18 protein-coding genes are annotated in these 16,574 nt (G+C 65.1%); 14 read left to right on the top strand and 4 right to left on the bottom strand.

Translation table 11 applies throughout. The features are described from left to right. Positions 1 to 88: 88 nt before the first annotated feature. From lysS to CC207_RS08920, 6 genes are all read left to right on the top strand, one after another. Positions 89 to 1,591: a lysine--tRNA ligase gene (lysS, locus tag CC207_RS08945; RefSeq protein ID WP_028691575.1), complete on the top strand. Its 1,503-nt coding sequence runs from the start codon at positions 89 to 91 to the stop codon at positions 1,589 to 1,591. A gap of 124 nt (positions 1,592 to 1,715) precedes the next feature. Next, positions 1,716 to 2,420 carry a TetR/AcrR family transcriptional regulator gene (locus CC207_RS08940; protein ID WP_062360515.1) on the top strand — a complete coding sequence of 235 codons (705 nt, stop codon included), beginning with the start codon at positions 1,716 to 1,718 and terminating at the stop codon, positions 2,418 to 2,420. A gap of 29 nt (positions 2,421 to 2,449) precedes the next feature. After that, positions 2,450 to 2,998: a hypothetical protein gene (locus tag CC207_RS08935; RefSeq protein ID WP_028691573.1), complete on the top strand. Its 549-nt coding sequence runs from the start codon at positions 2,450 to 2,452 to the stop codon at positions 2,996 to 2,998. Positions 2,999 to 3,090: 92 nt separating this feature from the next. Next, a complete protein-coding gene (locus CC207_RS08930; RefSeq protein ID WP_028691572.1) occupies positions 3,091 to 4,368 on the top strand; it encodes a flavohemoglobin expression-modulating QEGLA motif protein in 1,278 nt (425 codons plus the stop codon). Continuing rightward, positions 4,340 to 5,257, top strand: coding sequence for an alpha/beta hydrolase (locus CC207_RS08925; protein WP_028691571.1), 918 nt, complete (start codon positions 4,340 to 4,342; stop codon positions 5,255 to 5,257). The genes CC207_RS08930 and CC207_RS08925 overlap by 29 nt, the downstream gene beginning before the upstream one ends. A 2-nt stretch (positions 5,258 to 5,259) precedes the next feature. Next, on the top strand, positions 5,260 to 5,586 hold the full coding sequence (locus CC207_RS08920; protein ID WP_028691570.1) for a hypothetical protein: 327 nt from the start codon (positions 5,260 to 5,262) through the stop codon (positions 5,584 to 5,586). Positions 5,587 to 5,750: 164 nt separating this feature from the next. Here CC207_RS08920 and CC207_RS08915 read toward each other — a convergent pair whose 3' ends face one another. The 3 genes from CC207_RS08915 to CC207_RS08905 form a co-directional block, all read right to left on the bottom strand. Next, positions 5,751 to 6,539 carry an OmpA family protein gene (locus CC207_RS08915; protein WP_028691569.1) on the bottom strand — a complete coding sequence of 263 codons (789 nt, stop codon included), beginning with the start codon at positions 6,537 to 6,539 and terminating at the stop codon, positions 5,751 to 5,753. Between the two features lie 49 nt (positions 6,540 to 6,588). Further along, positions 6,589 to 7,002 carry a DUF4398 domain-containing protein gene (locus tag CC207_RS08910; RefSeq protein WP_028691568.1) on the bottom strand — a complete coding sequence of 138 codons (414 nt, stop codon included), beginning with the start codon at positions 7,000 to 7,002 and terminating at the stop codon, positions 6,589 to 6,591. A 255-nt stretch (positions 7,003 to 7,257) separates the two neighbouring features. Beyond that, positions 7,258 to 7,602, bottom strand: a complete 345-nt coding sequence (locus tag CC207_RS08905; protein WP_028691567.1) for a hypothetical protein — start codon at positions 7,600 to 7,602, stop codon at positions 7,258 to 7,260. A gap of 146 nt (positions 7,603 to 7,748) precedes the next feature. Here CC207_RS08905 and ppc point away from each other — a divergent pair, with 146 nt between their 5' ends. From ppc to CC207_RS08870, 7 genes are all read left to right on the top strand, one after another. Further along, positions 7,749 to 10,376: a phosphoenolpyruvate carboxylase gene (gene ppc, locus CC207_RS08900; protein ID WP_088851962.1), complete on the top strand. Its 2,628-nt coding sequence runs from the start codon at positions 7,749 to 7,751 to the stop codon at positions 10,374 to 10,376. A gap of 258 nt (positions 10,377 to 10,634) precedes the next feature. Next, entirely contained in the window at positions 10,635 to 11,285 is a 651-nt protein-coding gene (adk, locus tag CC207_RS08895; protein ID WP_028691565.1) for an adenylate kinase, read from the top strand. A gap of 90 nt (positions 11,286 to 11,375) precedes the next feature. Further along, complete coding sequence (gene tsaB, locus CC207_RS08890) at positions 11,376 to 12,050, top strand: tRNA (adenosine(37)-N6)-threonylcarbamoyltransferase complex dimerization subunit type 1 TsaB (protein ID WP_088851961.1); 675 nt, start codon at positions 11,376 to 11,378, stop codon at positions 12,048 to 12,050. A gap of 132 nt (positions 12,051 to 12,182) precedes the next feature. Further along, the gene (locus tag CC207_RS08885) at positions 12,183 to 12,473 is read left to right on the top strand and encodes a hypothetical protein (protein ID WP_028691563.1); all 291 of its coding nucleotides are present in this window, start codon (positions 12,183 to 12,185) and stop codon (positions 12,471 to 12,473) included. A gap of 3 nt (positions 12,474 to 12,476) precedes the next feature. Then, the gene (locus CC207_RS08880; protein ID WP_088851960.1) at positions 12,477 to 13,346 is read left to right on the top strand and encodes a DUF72 domain-containing protein; all 870 of its coding nucleotides are present in this window, start codon (positions 12,477 to 12,479) and stop codon (positions 13,344 to 13,346) included. Positions 13,347 to 13,368: 22 nt separating this feature from the next. Next, positions 13,369 to 14,199 carry an oxaloacetate decarboxylase gene (locus CC207_RS08875; protein ID WP_062360523.1) on the top strand — a complete coding sequence of 277 codons (831 nt, stop codon included), beginning with the start codon at positions 13,369 to 13,371 and terminating at the stop codon, positions 14,197 to 14,199. Positions 14,200 to 14,205: 6 nt separating this feature from the next. Continuing rightward, positions 14,206 to 14,895, top strand: a complete 690-nt coding sequence (locus tag CC207_RS08870) for an extensin family protein (protein WP_088851959.1) — start codon at positions 14,206 to 14,208, stop codon at positions 14,893 to 14,895. A 2-nt stretch (positions 14,896 to 14,897) separates the two neighbouring features. Here the strand turns inward: CC207_RS08870 and CC207_RS08865 are convergent, their stop codons facing one another. Further along, entirely contained in the window at positions 14,898 to 15,518 is a 621-nt protein-coding gene (locus CC207_RS08865) for a hypothetical protein (RefSeq protein ID WP_062360526.1), read from the bottom strand. 96 nt (positions 15,519 to 15,614) lie between these two features. On the opposite strand from CC207_RS08865, the gene CC207_RS08860 reads away from it, so the two are divergent. After that, positions 15,615 to 16,397: a class I SAM-dependent methyltransferase gene (locus CC207_RS08860; protein WP_028691558.1), complete on the top strand. Its 783-nt coding sequence runs from the start codon at positions 15,615 to 15,617 to the stop codon at positions 16,395 to 16,397. Positions 16,398 to 16,574: the final 177 nt, after the last annotated feature.

Below are 16,574 nucleotides of genomic sequence, written 5' to 3'. Positions count from 1 at the left end.
ACACCACCGCCGCGATACGAGGCCCAGGGCCCGTATCGCGTGCCCTGCCCGACAGGGGCAACGAACACCTGATGGAAAGAATGACGACATGAGCGACCTCAAGACCGAAGCGCAAGACCTGCAACAGGAAGAAAACGCCCTGATCGCCCTGCGCAAGGAAAAACTTGCCGCCGAGCGCGCCAAGGGCAATGCCTTCCCCAACGACTTCCGCCGCGACAGCTACTGCAACGACCTGCAGAAACAGTACGCGGACAAGACCAAGGAAGAGCTGGAAGCAGCCGCCATCCCGGTCAAGGTCGCCGGTCGCATCATGCTCAACCGTGGCTCGTTCATGGTCATCCAGGACATGACCGGCCGCATCCAGGTCTACGTCAATCGTAAGACCCTGCCGGAAGAGACCCTGGCCGCGGTCAAGACCTGGGACCTGGGTGACATCATCAGCGCCGAGGGCACCCTGGCCCGCTCCGGCAAGGGTGACCTGTACGTCGAGATGACCCGCGTGCGCCTGCTGACCAAGTCGCTGCGCCCACTGCCGGACAAGCACCACGGCCTGACCGACACCGAGCAGCGCTACCGCCAGCGCTACGTCGACCTGATGGTCAACGAGGAAACCCGCCACACCTTCCGTGTGCGTTCGCAGGTGATCTCGCACATCCGCAAGTTCCTCATCGAGCGCGACTTCCTCGAAGTCGAAACCCCGATGCTGCAGACCATCCCCGGCGGCGCCGCGGCCAAGCCGTTCGAAACTCACCACAACGCCCTGGACATGGCCATGTTCCTGCGCATCGCGCCGGAGCTGTACCTCAAGCGCCTGGTGGTCGGTGGTTTCGAGAAGGTGTTCGAGATCAACCGCAACTTCCGTAACGAAGGCGTTTCGACTCGTCACAACCCTGAATTCACCATGCTCGAGTTCTACCAGGCCTACGCCGACTACCGCGACAACATGGACCTCACCGAGGAACTGTTCCGCGAGCTGGCGCAGCTGGTACTGGGCAGCACCGACGTGCCGTATGGCGACAAGGTGTTCCACTTCGGCGAGCCGTTCGTGCGCCTGTCGGTGTTCGACTCGATCCTCAAGTACAACCCGGAGCTCACCGCCGCCGACCTGCAGGACGTCGACCGTGCCCGCGAGATCGCCAAGAAAGCCGGCGCCAAGGTGCTCGGCCACGAAGGCCTGGGCAAGCTGCAGGTGATGATTTTCGAAGAGTTGGTCGAGCACAAGCTGGAACAGCCGCACTTCATCACCGAGTACCCGTTCGAAGTGTCGCCGCTGGCCCGTCGCAACGACGACAACCCGGCCGTGACCGACCGCTTCGAGCTGTTCATCGGTGGCCGCGAGATTGCCAACGCCTACTCCGAGCTCAACGATGCCGAAGACCAGGCCGAGCGCTTCCTGGCCCAGGTGGCCGAAAAGGACGCCGGTGACGACGAGGCCATGCACTACGATGCCGACTTCGTCCGCGCCCTGGAATACGGCATGCCGCCGACCGCCGGTGAAGGCATCGGCATCGACCGCCTGGTGATGCTGCTGACCAACTCGCCGTCGATCCGCGACGTGATCCTGTTCCCGCACATGCGTCCACAGGCCTGAGCGATCTGAACAAGCCGCCTTTCGAGGCGGCTTTTTCATGCCTGAAGCTTTATGTTGTCAGTGCCGGCCTCATTGCCGGGCAGGCAACCCACTGTTCGTGAGGTAAACCAGAGTGACCCCCGCAATGCCCCACCAGGGTGCCGCCGGTATCGCCACCGCCGTCGCCGAGAGCGTGCAGTATCAGGGCCGCAAGACCGCCCGCCAGGGCAGCGAGCAGCGCCGCCAGCAGATCCTCGACGCCGCCATGCGCATCGTCGTGCGCGATGGCGTGCGCGGCGTGCGCCACCGTGCCGTGGCTGCCGAGGCCGGCGTGCCGTTGTCGGCCACCACCTACTACTTCAAGGATATCCAGGACCTGCTGGCCGATACCTTCGCCCAGTACGTCGAACGCAGCGCGGCTTACATGGCCAAGCTGTGGACCAACACCGAAGGTGTGCTGCGCCAGTTGCTGGCCCAGGGCGACGGCACCCCCGAGGCCCGGGCGCACCTGGCCGATGAAGTGGCGCGCATGCTGGCCGACTACGTCCTGCGCCAGCTGAACAACCGCCGCGACTTCCTCATGGCCGAGCAGGCCTTCCGCCAGGAGGCGCTGCTGTGCCCGCGCCTGGCCGAGCTGGTGCAGGCCCACGAGCAGATCCTGCTGCATGGCGCACGGCAGATCCTGCAGGTTGTCGGCTCGCGCCAGCCCGAGCAGGATGCCCAGATGTTGACGGCGATAATCGAGCAGATGGAATATCAGGGCCTGCTCAAGGATGCGAATGCGCAGGCCGATGAGCAGATGCTCGCTATCCTTGTCCGATACCTGCAGATGGTGCTGGCTTCGGCCTGAGTGGCGAACGACTTTTCAAGGAGAACCTGATGAAAGCCTGGCGTGTGGTGTTGTTGACCTTGTCATTCCTCCTGCTGGGCGGTTGTCTGGTGACGTTCGACGAGCCACTGCCGGCCAACCAGCCGGCGCCCAAGGCCCTGCTCGGGCAGTGGAGCAGCAAGGATGCCTGGGGCCAGCCGCTGAAACTGAGCATCAGCCGCGCGGGTGGCAACACCTACAAAGCGGTGGCCCGTGCCCAGGGCAAGGCCCCCGAGGAATACGCCTTCACCGTGGCCCGGCACGGCAACCGCTGGTACCTGTCGGCCGGGGTGCCCAAGCGCCTGGGTGGCAATTTCCTGATCGGTGGCTTCGAGGTGATCGACGGCAAGCAGCTGGTGGTCTACAACCTCGATGTCGAGCAGGTGCAGCAGGCTGTCGCCAAGAAAGAACTGAGCGGACGCAACACCGAAGTGCCGGAAGATAACGGCGAGGGCGTGCTGATCGACAGCCCGACCGAGCGGGTGCTGGCGTATCTGGAAGATCCCGCCAACTCCGATCTGTTCGTCGAGGTGGCGCGCTTCCAGCGTTCCGGTAAATAGCCGTGAGCATACCGGCCTCGTCGCGGGGCAAGCCCGCTCCTGGTTGTGGGAGCGGGCTTGCCCCGCGATGAGGCTTCAAGAAGGAGTCCCGCGTGGACGAGTACCAGCAGACCATACGCACGCTGTCTGACCGCATCGTCGCCACGCAGACCCCGATCCGCGTGCTTGACGCGGTGAAATGGGACGATGGCATCCGCCAGGGCTTTCTCAAGGCCAAGGGCAAGGAGCCACCAGCGGTGGACCGTGCCTACTACCAGAACCGCCCGCTGTCGTTCGACTCCAGCGCGGTGAAGGCCGAGTTCCAGAGTATCGAGCGCGACATCACCCGGCAGTTGGGCCAGTTCAATCCGGTCGGGCAGATCATGCGGCGCATGTGCAAGGAATACCGCATGGTGGTGCGCATGCTCGAGGCACGCGGCACCGAGGACTTCGGGCTGATCTCCCAGGAGCTCTACGGCGCCGCCTCCGACGCCTTCCACGCCGGCGACCCGACCCTGGCCGACCTGGGCCTGATGCTCTCGGATTACCTGAACAACATCGACGGTCGCGGCGACCTGAAGGACGAGCCGAAGAACCTCACGGCCAAGGAAGCGGTGGAGATCCTCCAGCGTCGCTTGAACAAGGTGTTCGGCGAGGCCGAGGAGACCATCCGCGTGTTCGAGTCCGACGGCATCGTTGCCGACGCCGCGGCCGGGGCCGACTACATCAAGGTGCGCGCCGACGCCATGTTCAACAGCCGCGACGTGCGCGCCCTGGAAGTGCATGAAGGCCTGGTGCACGTCGGCACTACCCTCAACGGGCTGAACCAGCCGATCTGTACTTTCCTGGCCAAGGGCCCGCCCTCGTCGACGGTGACCCAGGAGGGCCTGGCGATCCTCATGGAGGTGATCGCCTTCGCCTCCTACCCCAGCCGTCTGCGCAAGCTCACCAACCGTACCCGTGCCATCCACATGGTGGAGGAGGGCGCCGACTTCCTGCAGGTCTTCGAGTTCTTCCGCGGCCAGGGCTTCGAGATGGGGCAGAGCTACAGCAACGCCAGCCGGGTGTTCCGTGGCTCGGTGCCCAACGGCCTGCCATTCACCAAGGACTTGTCCTACCTCAAGGGCTTCATCATGGTTTACAACTACATTCAGTTGGCCGTGAAGAAGGGCAAGCTCGAGCAGATCCCTTTGCTGTTCTGCGGCAAGACCACCTTGGAAGACATGCGCACGCTGCGCCAGCTGGTCGAGGAAGGGCTGGTCGAACCGCCCAAGTACCTGCCCGAGCAGTTCCGCGACCTCAACGCGCTGTCGGCCTGGATGTGCTTCTCCAACTTCCTCAACCACCTGAGCCTGGACCGTATTGAAGCCGACTACGCGAACATTCTCTGACGCCTGCCGTCACCTCGCCTTCGGCCTCGGGCTGCTGCTGTTGGGCGGTTGCAGCAGCCTGCTGTTCTATCCCGAGCCCGGTCAGCCGTTCACCCCGCAAAGGGCCCATCTGCAGTATCAGGACCTGACCCTCAGCGCCGCCGACGGCACGCGCCTGCATGGCTGGTGGCTGCCCGTGCCGCAGGGTGTCGAGGTCAAGGGCACGGTGCTGCACCTGCATGGCAATGGCGGCAACCTGGCCTGGCACCTGGGCGGCAGCTACTGGCTGCCGAAAGCAGGCTACCAGGTGTTGATGATCGACTATCGCGGTTATGGGCTGTCCCAGGGCAAGCCGACATTGCCTGAAGTGTACGGCGACATCGGCGCGGCGCTGGACTGGCTCGACAAGGCGCCCCAGGCCCAGGGCCGGCCGCTGGTGCTGCTCGGCCAGAGCCTCGGAGGGGCCATGGCCATCCACTACCTGGCCCAGCACCCCGAGCAGCGCCGACGCTTCAGCGCCCTGGTGTTCGATGGCGTGCCCGCCAGCTACCGGGCGGTGGGGCGATATGCCCTGAGCACTTCGTGGATGACCTGGCCGCTGCAGGTGCCGCTGTCGTGGCTGGTGCCGGACGGCGACAGCGCGGTCAACTCGATCGCCCGCCTGGACAGCCCGCCGAAGCTGTTCTTCCACAGCATCGACGACAACCTCGTACCATTGGACAACGGCCTGCGCCTGTACCGCCAGGCGCCGCCGCCCCGGGTGCTGCAATTGACCCGGGGCGGCCATGTGCAGACCTTCGCCGATCCGACCTGGCGTCAGGTGATGCTGCGTTTCCTGGAAGACCCTACCCATTTCAACGGCCTGCGCCGCCTGGCCGAAGTACCCAACTACCCTGACGAGAAGAACTAGCAATGAGTGAAGAACGCAACGCCATCCCGCTGATCCTGACCGGTGTCGGCAGCATCATCGTGACGGTGGGAGCCCTCTGGTACTACGGCTACCTGCATTTCGCCAAGCCCGAGGATGCGCTGTTGCTGCAGGATTTCACCATGCTCAAGACCATTCCGGGGGAAGACTACAAGGTCTCGCTGACGCCGGCGCCACAGGTGGCGCAGTGCATCGATGGCGTGCTGGTGCTGTTCGACACCGAGCAGAAGGGCCTGACCGGGGTGCTGGTAGACAACCGCAAGCGCGCGGTGCGTTGCATGGGGCAGGAGACGCCGCAGCAGGTGCAGTGAGCGTGTCCTGACCTTCAGATGGGGTCGGTGCCAGACCAGGTTTCAAGAAGATGTTTTTTGCGTGGGAACGGGCTTGCCCCGCGAGGCGTCACCTTCACGATGTTCAATCCCAAGCCATGAAAAACCCCGCCATCAGGCGGGGTTCTTCACTCAAGCACTAGCGATTACTGGATCTGGCTCACCGAGCGCGGTGCCACCGGCTGGTTGTCGTTGGAGATGGTCACCTCCACCCGACGGTTCTGCGCGCGGCCCGAGTTGCTGCTGTTGTCGGCCACCGGGTACTCCTTGCCGTAGCCCTGGGCGACGATGCGTGCTGGATCGACGCCGGCACGTACCAGTGCCATGCGCACCGCACCGGCGCGACGCTCGGACAGGGTCTGGTTGTAGTTGGCCGAACCAACGCTGTCGGTATAGCCCTCGACGATCACCTTGCGCTCAGGGTTCTCCTGGAGGAACTGGGCCAGCTTGGTGACGTTGGGGTAGGCGCTGCTCTTGAGCACGGCCTTGTTGAAGTCGAACAGCACGTCACCGAAGGTCACCAAGGTGCCACGGTCGGTCTGCTTGGCGTTCAGGCTGTCCTGCAGCTTCTTGATCTGCGCGTCGCGGGCGTCCAGCTTGGCCTGGGCGCGCTGGGCGGCGGCGTTCTTGAGTTCGGCCTCGGCGCTACGCAGGGCGATGGTCTGCTTGGCCACTTCGACACGCTGGTTGGTCAGGTAGGCGAGCTGGTCGACTTTTTTCGAGTCCTCGCGATCCATGTAGGCTTTGTCGGCCTTGTTCAGCCAGTCCTGAGCGTCCTTGGTCTCGAGCGCGGCCACTTTGCTCGACTGTGGGTCGCTCTGCAGGGCGGAGAAGTTGGTGCGGGCCGACTCCAGGTTGGCGTTCGGGTCGTGGGAGCAGGCGGCAAGGCCCACGCTCAAGGCCAGCAGGGCGGGAATCATGACGTAGTTGCGCATAGTGTTCATCCTTTGATCGTTAACGAAGGCTCATGAGGCTGGGCAGGGCTCATTCGGCGCTGCGCAGGCCTTCCTCGCGTACGTCGTTGATACCCTGGCGGGCATCCTGTACGGCTTTCTGGGCCTTGGCTGCCTGGGCCTTGCGCTCGGCGACGCGGGCGTCCCATTCGGCTTGTTCGGCCAGCAGCTTGGCCTGGTCGTACTGCTTGTCGTGCATGGCGATCTCGGCCTTCTTGAACTTGTCCTGGGCAGCCTTCATCTCCACCGCGGCGAATTCGGTGCCACCTGCACTGACCGCCGAGTTGACCGCCGATTGGGTCACGGCGTATTGCTCGGTCGGCGGCTTGCCCGCGCAGCCGGCCAGCACCAGGCTGCTGCCCAGGGCCAGCGCGGCCAGCTTGAGCCCGCGCAGGTGAGTGGAGGAAGGTTGTGCGATGCGGGTCTTCATGGTGGTCAACTCCATTGGGTCACTCCTGTTAAACGACGATGCCACGCGGTGGCTATCGCTGTTCCCCTGTGGCCAGCGTCGGGCGCAAAGGCCCGTGTTTACAGGGTTTTGCCGTGATGGCTATTGGCTGTGACCCAGGCATTTTTTGAATAGTTCAGAAAAATTTGCACGCTAAAGGTATTTTTTTCTGACTAATCAGTCAGCGGATTTTTCCTGGAACTTCCGCCGTGGATGACGGTATGCCGGGCTTCGCCCGGCACCCGGAAAGGTTCAGTGCGACGGCTCCTTGCGCACCCTGCCGAGGGCTTGCAGGTGGCGTCGGGAGAGGGCCAGGAAGCGTGGTGTGGGGCCGATATCCTCGTACAGCGGGTCGCCTTCTTCGTCGGTGGCGATCACCTGCTGGCCCTTGATGTAGGGGAAGCTGGCTTCCAGTTCCTCGAGCGCCGCCGCCACCAATTCGCCCAGCAGTTCCTCGGGGCTGCGCTTGGGGTACATGTCGATCAGCGCGGCCAGGCGCGCTTCGGCTTCCATGTCCAGGTGCAGGACATGGCCGGTGGGACTCAGGAGGCCGGCGGCGTTCTGTTCCCAGTGCTCGGCGAGTTGGCGAATTTTCATGATGACCTCTCTGTCAAAGCCTGGTAGTGGCATTGCTTCGGATGTCCTGTGTTCACTTTAGTTGCTCTGGCCGCTTCTGGCTTGCCAGGCGCGGGCGCGAGTGGGCACTCTTGGGCGCATGCGGTTTCCTGGAGTGGAGAAGGCTGATGAGTGATATCGATCTGCGCTTGCGCGAGGATGTGCACCTTTTGGGAGAACTGCTGGGCGAGACCATCCGCCAGCAGCATGGCGAGGCGTTCCTGCAGAAGATCGAGGACATCCGCCACAGCGCCAAGGCCGACCGGCGCGGGCAGGGCGAGCGACTGAGCTCGACCCTGGGCGACCTGGCCGAGGAGGACCTGCTGCCGGTGGCGCGGGCATTCAACCAGTTTCTCAACCTGGCCAACATCGCCGAGCAGTATCAGCTTATCCGGCGCCGCGACGCCGACCAGCCCGAGCAGTTCGAGGCGCGGGTGCTGCCGGAACTGCTGGCGCGGCTGAAGGCGGCGGGCCACGGCAACGATGAGCTGGCCCGGCAACTGGCCAGGCTGAACATCGAGCTGGTGCTTACCGCCCATCCCACCGAGGTGGCCCGCCGCACCCTGATCCAGAAGTACGACGCCATTGCCGCGCAACTGGCCGCGCAGGACCACCGCGACCTCGTTCCCGGCGAGCGCCAGCAGGTGCGTGAACGCTTGCGCCGCCTGATCGCCGAGGCCTGGCACACCGAGGAGATCCGTCGCACCCGGCCGACCCCGGTGGATGAAGCCAAGTGGGGCTTTGCGGTCATCGAACACTCGTTGTGGCAGGCGATCCCCAACCACCTGCGCAAGGTCGACGCGGCCTTGTTCGAGGCCACCGGGCTGCGCCTGCCGCTGGAGTCGGCGCCGGTGCGCTTCGCCTCCTGGATGGGCGGTGACCGCGACGGCAACCCCAACGTTACGGCGGCGGTCACCCGCGAAGTCCTGCTGCTGGCGCGCTGGATGGCCGCCGACCTGTTCCTGCGCGATATCGACGGCCTGGCCGCCGAGCTGTCCATGCAGCAGGCCAGCGCCGCGCTGAAAGACAAGGTCGGCGACAGCGCCGAACCCTATCGCGCGCTGCTCAAGCAACTGCGCGATCGCCTGCGCGCCACCCGTGCCTGGGCCCATGCCTCGCTGACGAGCACACAACCTGCCAGTGCTGCGGTACTGGTGGACAATCGCGAGCTGATCGCGCCGCTGGAACTGGCCTATCAGTCGCTGCATGAATGCGGCATGGGTGTGATCGCCGACGGCCCGTTGCTTGACTGCCTTCGCCGCGCGGTGACCTTCGGCCTGTTCCTGGTGCGCCTGGACGTGCGCCAAGATGCCGCCCGCCACCGCGATGCACTGTCGGAAATCACCGACTACCTCGGCCTCGGTCGCTATGCCGAGTGGGACGAGGAGCGACGCATCACGTTCCTTCAGGCCGAACTGAACAACCGTCGCCCGCTGTTGCCGGCGCATTTCCAGCCCCAGGCCGAGACGGCCGAGGTGCTCGCCACCTGCCGCGAGATTGCCGCCGCGCCTGCGGCGTCGCTGGGGTCGTACGTGATCTCCATGGCCGGCGCGGCCTCCGATGTGCTGGCGGTGCAATTGTTGCTTAAGGAGGCCGGGCTGACCCGGTCGATGCGCGTGGTGCCGTTGTTCGAGACCCTGGCCGACCTGGACAACGCGGGCCCGGTGATGGAACGCCTGCTCGGTTTGCCGGGCTACCGCGCTGGTTTGCAAGGGCCGCAGGAGGTGATGATCGGCTATTCCGACTCGGCCAAGGACGCCGGCACCACCGCGGCGGCCTGGGCCCAGTACCGCGCCCAGGAGAACCTGGTGCGCATCTGTCGCGAGCACCAGGTCGAGCTGCTGCTGTTCCATGGCCGGGGCGGCACGGTCGGGCGCGGCGGCGGACCGGCCCATGCGGCGATCCTGTCGCAACCGCCGGGCTCGGTGGGCGGGCGTTTCCGCACCACCGAGCAGGGCGAGATGATCCGCTTCAAGTTCGGCTTGCCGGGCATTGCCGAGCAGAACCTCAACCTCTACCTGGCCGCCGTGCTGGAGGCGACCCTGCTTCCGCCGCCACCGCCGGAGCCGGCCTGGCGCGCGTTGATGGACCAGTTGGCCGCCGATGGCGTCAAGGCCTACCGCGACGTGGTGCGCGAAAACCCGGACTTCGTCGAGTACTTCCGCCAGTCCACCCCCGAGCAGGAACTCGGCCGCCTGCCGCTGGGAAGCCGCCCGGCCAAGCGCCGCGCCGGCGGCATCGAGAGCCTGCGGGCGATCCCGTGGATATTCGGCTGGACCCAGACAAGGCTGATGCTGCCGGCCTGGCTGGGCTGGGAAACGGCGCTGAACAATGCCCTGGCACGCGGACAGGGGACGCTGCTGGCGCAGATGCGCGAGCAATGGCCGTTCTTCCGTACCCGCATCGACATGCTGGAGATGGTCCTGGCCAAGGCCGATGCACAAATCGCCGAGGCCTACGACGAACGTCTGGTGCAACCCGAACTGCTGCCGCTGGGTGCACACCTGCGCGACCTATTGTCGCAGTCGTGCCGGGTGGTGCTGGGGCTGACCGGGCAGCCGGTGCTACTGGCGCACAGCCCGGAAACCCTGGAATTCATCCGCCTGCGCAACACCTACCTGGACCCGTTGCACCGCCTGCAGGCCGAGCTGCTGGCGCGCTCGCGCAGCCGTGAAGCCGCTCTGGACAGCCCGTTGGAGCAGGCCTTGCTGGTGACCGTGGCGGGGATCGCGGCTGGTTTGCGCAATACCGGCTGAGGTCGTTCGAAACCGGTCTCGGTGATGGGCCGGGTTGGCCTTGCGCCAACCCGTGACGGCCGGTTGCGCCGGGCGCAACCCGTGCCCCGGCCAGCCGCGGGCGGCCCGTTCCTGGCACTTTTGGACGCTTGTCGGGGGGGCGGGCGCTGTGTATCTTGAGCAGCCTTTTGACCGATTTTACGGTCTCGTCCGATTTTCCGGAGTTGGCCTTGTGCGCCGAATCCGTTGATTTGCAAAGAAAAATATGAGGAGCACAAGATGCGCGTAATTCTGCTGGGAGCTCCCGGGGCCGGTAAAGGTACTCAGGCAAAGTTCATCACCGAGAAGTTCGGTATTCCGCAGATCTCCACCGGTGACATGCTGCGTGCCGCCGTCAAGGCCGGCACCCCGCTGGGCCTGGAGCTGAAAAAGGTCATGGATGCCGGCCAGCTGGTTTCCGACGAGCTGATCATCAGCCTGGTCAAGGAGCGCATCGCTCAACCAGACTGCGCCAACGGCTGCCTGTTCGACGGCTTCCCGCGCACCATCCCGCAAGCTGAAGCCATGGTCGCCGCCGGTGTCGACATCGACGCCGTGGTCGAGATCGCCGTGGACGACGAAGAGATCGTCGGCCGCATGGCCGGTCGCCGCGTGCACCTGGCCTCGGGCCGTACCTACCATATCCAGTACAACCCGCCGAAGGTCGAAGGCAAGGACGACGTCACCGGCGAAGACCTGATCCAGCGCGATGACGACAAGGAAGAAACCGTGCGTCACCGCCTGTCGGTCTACCACAGCCAGACCAAGCCACTGGTGGACTTCTACCAGAAGCTGTCGGCCGCCAATGCTGGCAAGCCGAAGTACAGCCACATCGAAGGCGTCGGCTCGGTCGAATCGATCACCGCCAAGGTGCTGGCAGCCTTGAGCTGATCCATCACCGTGCGTCACGACGGCCCGCTTGCGGGCCGTTGTCGTTTATACTGCCGCTCTTTTTCCCCTGTCGCCTGGATACCTCGTTCGATGACCACCTTGTTGGCCCTGGATACCGCCACCGAAGCCTGTTCCGTCGCCCTGCTGCACGACGGCAAGGTGACCAGTCACTACGAGGTGGCCCCACGCCTGCACGCGCAGAAGCTGCTGCCGATGATCAAGCAACTGCTGGCCGACTCGGGTGTGGCGCTGAGCGCGCTGGACGCCATCGCCTTTGGCCGTGGCCCGGGCGCCTTCACCGGCGTGCGTATCGCCATCGGCGTGGTCCAGGGGCTGGCTTTCGCTCTCGAGCGTCCGGTGCTGCCGGTGTCCAATCTGGCGGCGCTGGCCCAGGGCGCGCTGCGTGAGCGAGGCGTGCAGCAGGTGGCCGCGGCCATCGATGCGCGCATGGACGAGGTGTACTGGGGCTGCTACCGCGCCGAGCAGGGCGAGATGCGTCTGATCGGCCAGGAAACGGTGCTGCCGCCCGATCGGGTTGCGCTGCCGCAAGACTTGGAGGGCGATTGGTTCGGCGCCGGCACCGGCTGGGGCTATGCCGAGCGGCTGGCCGTGCAGGTCGCGGCCAGCGATGCCGTGGCCCTGCCCAGCGCACTGGACATCCTCACTCTGGCCGGTTTCGCCTGGGCGCGGGGGGAGGCGGTCGTCGCCGAGCAGGCGCAACCGGTTTACCTGCGCGATAATGTGGCTACGCCCAAGGCGCGTTGAACGCAGTTCGTCGGCTATCGCCGTTCACGATAAAACCTTTTGCGCGTTCTGTGGTCCAGTTATCAGTTCGGGCATTAGCGAAGGATTCCTGATGCTGCTAAATTGCCATCATTGATCCTGAGTGCCCCTTTCATGCGTATCGACGGCTTCTCCTCACAGAGCTACCCCATCAAGCGCGCGCCTCGCAAGGCGCCGGCGCGTGACGAAGCCATCGACGAAGCCGACGCCGAGATCATCGAGGACATCGACGCGCAGGTCAGCCGCGCCAGCCGTCGCGGCGAGAACCTGCCGGCCCGTCAGCAGGACCTGATCTTCCCCCGTGCCCGCGACCGGCGGACCTCAACGGCGCTCGCCAGCTACCTGACAACTGCCGGCTTCACCGACTGGGAGATGGAAGTGCTGGGGCTGGACCTGTACATTTGATGGATGACGCCATCACCCCTCCCTTACTTTCTCGGTTGCCCGTCCTGGGCTGAAAACGCCTGGCGCGAGTACCTGTACCCCGCCGACGCCCGTACCAGCGAGTTCCTCGGGCTGTACAGCCAGGTATTCAACGCCGTCGAGGGCAACACCACGTTCTATGCCCGCCCCGCGCCAACCACGGTAGAGCGTTGGGCGCAGATCATGCCGGCTGGGTTCCGGTTCACCGCCAAGTTCCCAGGGGATGTCAGCCACGCGGGCGACCTGCGCGAACAGCTCGATTCGGCGCTGGACTTCACCCGGCTGATGGCGCCCTTGGGCGAACGCGTGTCGCCTTACTGGCTGCAGTTGCCGGCGATGTTCGGGCCGACGCGGCTCGCAGAGCTAGCGCACTTTCTCGACGAGATCGGCGTGCCGGTGGCGGTGGAGGTGCGCAACGACGCGTTCTTTGCCCGTGGCGAGGAGGAGCGCCAACTCAATCGCCTGTTGCATGAACGCGGTGTCGAGCGCATCTGCCTGGATCCGCGTGCGTTGTTCAGCTGCGCTTCGCGCGAGCCCGCCGTGCTCCATGCCCAGGCCAAGAAGCCCAAGGTGCCGCCGCGCCCGGCGGCCTTTACCCGGCACCCGCAGGTGCGGTTCATCGGCCATCCCGAGCTCGAGGCCAACGAGCGCTTTCTCACGCCCTGGGTCGACAAGGTCGCCGCCTGGATCGAGGAGGGACGCCGCCCGTATGTGTTTCTGCATACCTCGGACAACCGTCTGGCCGCGGCACTGGCCCAGCGTTTTCACCAGCGCCTGGTGACCCTGTTGCCAGGCTTGGCGGCGCTGCCTGAATTGCCGCGTGCCCCTGAGGTCGAACAACTGGGGTTACTGTGATCTGACCGTCGGAGGTTGAACCATGGATGTGCAAACCCTGCGAGCCGAAGCCTTCAAGGCACTGCATGAGCGTGATGGCGCGTTCGTCATTCCCAACCCGTGGGATGCCGGCTCCGCACGGATGCTGGCCAGCCTGGGCTTCGAGGCGCTGGCCACCACCAGTGCCGGGTTGGCGTTCAGCCTCGGGCGGCCGGATGCCGAAGGCGCGCTGACGCCCGAGGAGACCCTCGACAATGCCCGTGCCATTGTCGACGCCACGCCGTTGCCGGTGGCGGCCGATCTGGAAAACGGCTTCGGCGACCTGCCGGAAGACTGCGCCCGGACCATCCAGCGCGCTGGCGAAGCGGGGCTGGTGGGTGGTTCGATCGAAGATGCCAGCGGGCGTAGCGATGCACCGATCTACGATTTCGAGCTTTCCGTGGCACGGGTGCGTGCCGCCGTCGCGGCCGCCCGCAGCCTGTCCTTCCCCTTCACCCTCTGTGCCCGCGCAGAGAATCTGCTGCACGGGCGTCTCGACCTGGACGACACCATCCGCCGCCTGCAGGCCTATGCCGAGGCCGGAGCGGACGTGCTGTACGCCCCCGGCCTGCGCAGCGTCGACGAGATCCGGGCGGTGGTGCTCGCTGTAGCGCCCACGCCTGTGAATGTGCTGATGGGCATGCCGGGGGTACCGTTGAGCGTGAATCAGCTGCAGGACCTCGGTGTAAAGCGCATCAGTGTCGGCTCGTCGCTGGCGCGTGCGGCGTTGGGCGCCTTCCAGCGGGCCGCGCTGGAGATCCGCGAGCAGGGCACCTTCGGCTATGGCGAGCAGGCCCTGCCATTTGCCCAGCTCAACGACCTGTTCCGCCGTTGAGGGCCCATGGGTAGAGCGTTGATTGCGTCGCTCAGCCTGCTGTTGGTTGTGCTGCTCGCCTGGTTGATGGGCTGGCGCCCGCCAGCTGCCTGGAACCCCTGGGCCGCTCTGGATGTTCGGCAGCCCCCGAATCTGCTGACGCCTTACAAGCTGTCGCGCCTGCGCGACGATCCCGAGCTATGCCGCCAGGCTTTGCAGACCACCACGCTGCGTTATCGCCCGCAGAGTAACAGTCCGTCGCAGGCCGCTTGCCCGTTGCGCAACGTCTGGCGCGTGGAGGGCGGACAGGCGCGCTTGAGCAGCAGCTTCCTCGCCAGTTGTCCGCTGGCGGTGGCCTATTCGCTGTTCGAAATGCATGGATTGCAGCCGGCGGCGCAGCGGGTGTTCGGTCAGCCGGTGGTTCAGGTCGATCATCTGGGCAGTTTCGCCTGCCGCAATGTCTACCACCGCAAGCAAGGCCGGCTCAGCCAGCATGCCACGGCCAATGCGCTTGATATCAGTGGTTTTCGTCTGAAGGATGGGCAGCGCATCGTGCTGGCCCAGGACTGGCGGGGAGAGGGCCCCAAGGCTGACTTCCTGCGGCAAGTGCAGGCGGCGGCCTGCGAAAGCTTCAGCACGGCACTGGGGCCGGACTACAACGCCGCGCACCACAACCACTTTCACCTGGACATGGGGTTCTGGCAGATCTGCCGTTGAACTCAGGCGTGCACGCGCACGTTGTTCAGCACCACCGGGCGCGCCCAGTGGATATCGAATTCCAGGTCGTTCTGCTGCTTGGCCAGTGTCTGCTCGTCGAAGGGTTCGGGCGCAGGATCGAGCAGATGGGCCTCGAACTCGGCGATCGGCAGGAACAGCGGCCGTGGCGATGGGCCGGGGCCGGGCTCAGCGATGGGGTGGCCTTGGCTCATGACCACCGGGCGCAGCCAGCTGTTGCTGATGTCGAGTTGTCGCTGTTGCTCGATCAGTTCGACGGTGTCGAAGGGCTCGGGGGCGGGCGGCAGCAGCTTGGCTTCCAGTTCCGCCTTGGGCAGGAACAGGGGCTCGGGCGGGGTTACTTCGGTGTCGTGAACCGGCAGGGCGCGCTGGGCGTCGATCAGCGCCAGGGCACGGGCGCCGCCGACTGGTTCGCCGCTGTCCTGGTCGCACTGCATCAGCGCCTGGCTGAAGGAGTCGACTTCGCCTTGCGGCTGCTCTGCCATGGCCCGGGCGAAGAAATCCTGCCACAGATGGCTGACGCCACCCAGTGCCTGGGTATTCTGTCGACCGTAGTTGCCGACGGGCGACAAGTAGGTCAAGCCGATGGGAAGAGTGTCTGACATGGCAGTCGCGGACGTTGAGCTCTGGCAGAATAGCGGGATATTGCCTGTATCGGCTCTGGCCGGGGTTTCATTAATTTTTTTCGAGTGCGGGAACGGATGGTAGAGCAGCAGCAAGGCGCAGGTATCAGGGTCGAGGCACTGGCCCCGCAGTTCCAGGCGCAGGCCGAGGCATGGGCCGAGCGGCTGGGCTTGCCGTTGGTCGATGAAGCCGCGGAATTCGCCGTGCAGCTGGGGGACGAGGGGCTGCAGATCCAGCAGCTCGGGCCGCAGGCACCGGGGCCGGTGCGGGTGGATTTCGTCGAGGGGCAGGCGGCGCACCGGCGGTTGTACGGCGGTGGCAACGGGCAGATGATCGCCAAGGCCGTGGGCATCGCCCAGGGCGTGCGGCCGCAGGTGCTCGATGCTACGGCGGGGTTGGGCAAGGATGCGTTCGTACTGGCCAGCCTGGGTTGCCAGATGACCCTGATCGAGCGTCAGCCGTTGATTGCCGCGCTGCTGGAGGATGGTCTGGTGCGGGCGCGTGGCGATGAGGAGATTGCTCCGATCGTTGCGCGCATGCGGTTGTTGACTGGTAATGCGATCGAGCGGATGCGGGCTTGGGAGGGGGAGGCGCCACAGGTGATCTACCTGGATCCGATGTTTCCGCATCGGGACAAGAGCGCGTTGGTGAAGAAGGAAATGCGGGTGTTTCGGCCTTTGGTCGGTGATGACCTGGATGCACCGGCTTTGCTCGAGGCGGCTTTGGCGTTGGCCACGCATCGGGTGGTGGTCAAGCGGCCGCGCAAGGCGCCTATTATCGAGGGGGCCAAGCCGAGTCATAGTCTGGAGGGGAAGTCGAGTCGGTACGATATATATCCCAAGAAGGCTTTGAAGGCTTGACTGTTGGTTAGTTCGTTAGTTCGTTAGTTTTGGGTAGTGTTTGTTTTTGAAGTTGTATGCGCATTCATTTGTGATGTCGACGCTTATTCACCTTTCCGCCCTTACGGCGGGTTACTTAATGAGATGGTCACCCCGGCACCCTGCGAGGCGTACGCTTTCGCAGGGTGCTTTTACTTC

This window comes from Pseudomonas sp. DrBHI1 (genome assembly GCF_002205115.1).
In the GTDB taxonomy this organism is placed as follows: domain Bacteria; phylum Pseudomonadota; class Gammaproteobacteria; order Pseudomonadales; family Pseudomonadaceae; genus Aquipseudomonas; species Aquipseudomonas mosselii.
The sequence above is the reverse complement of the archived record's forward strand: the minus strand, read 5'-3'. Positions and strand labels throughout refer to the sequence as shown.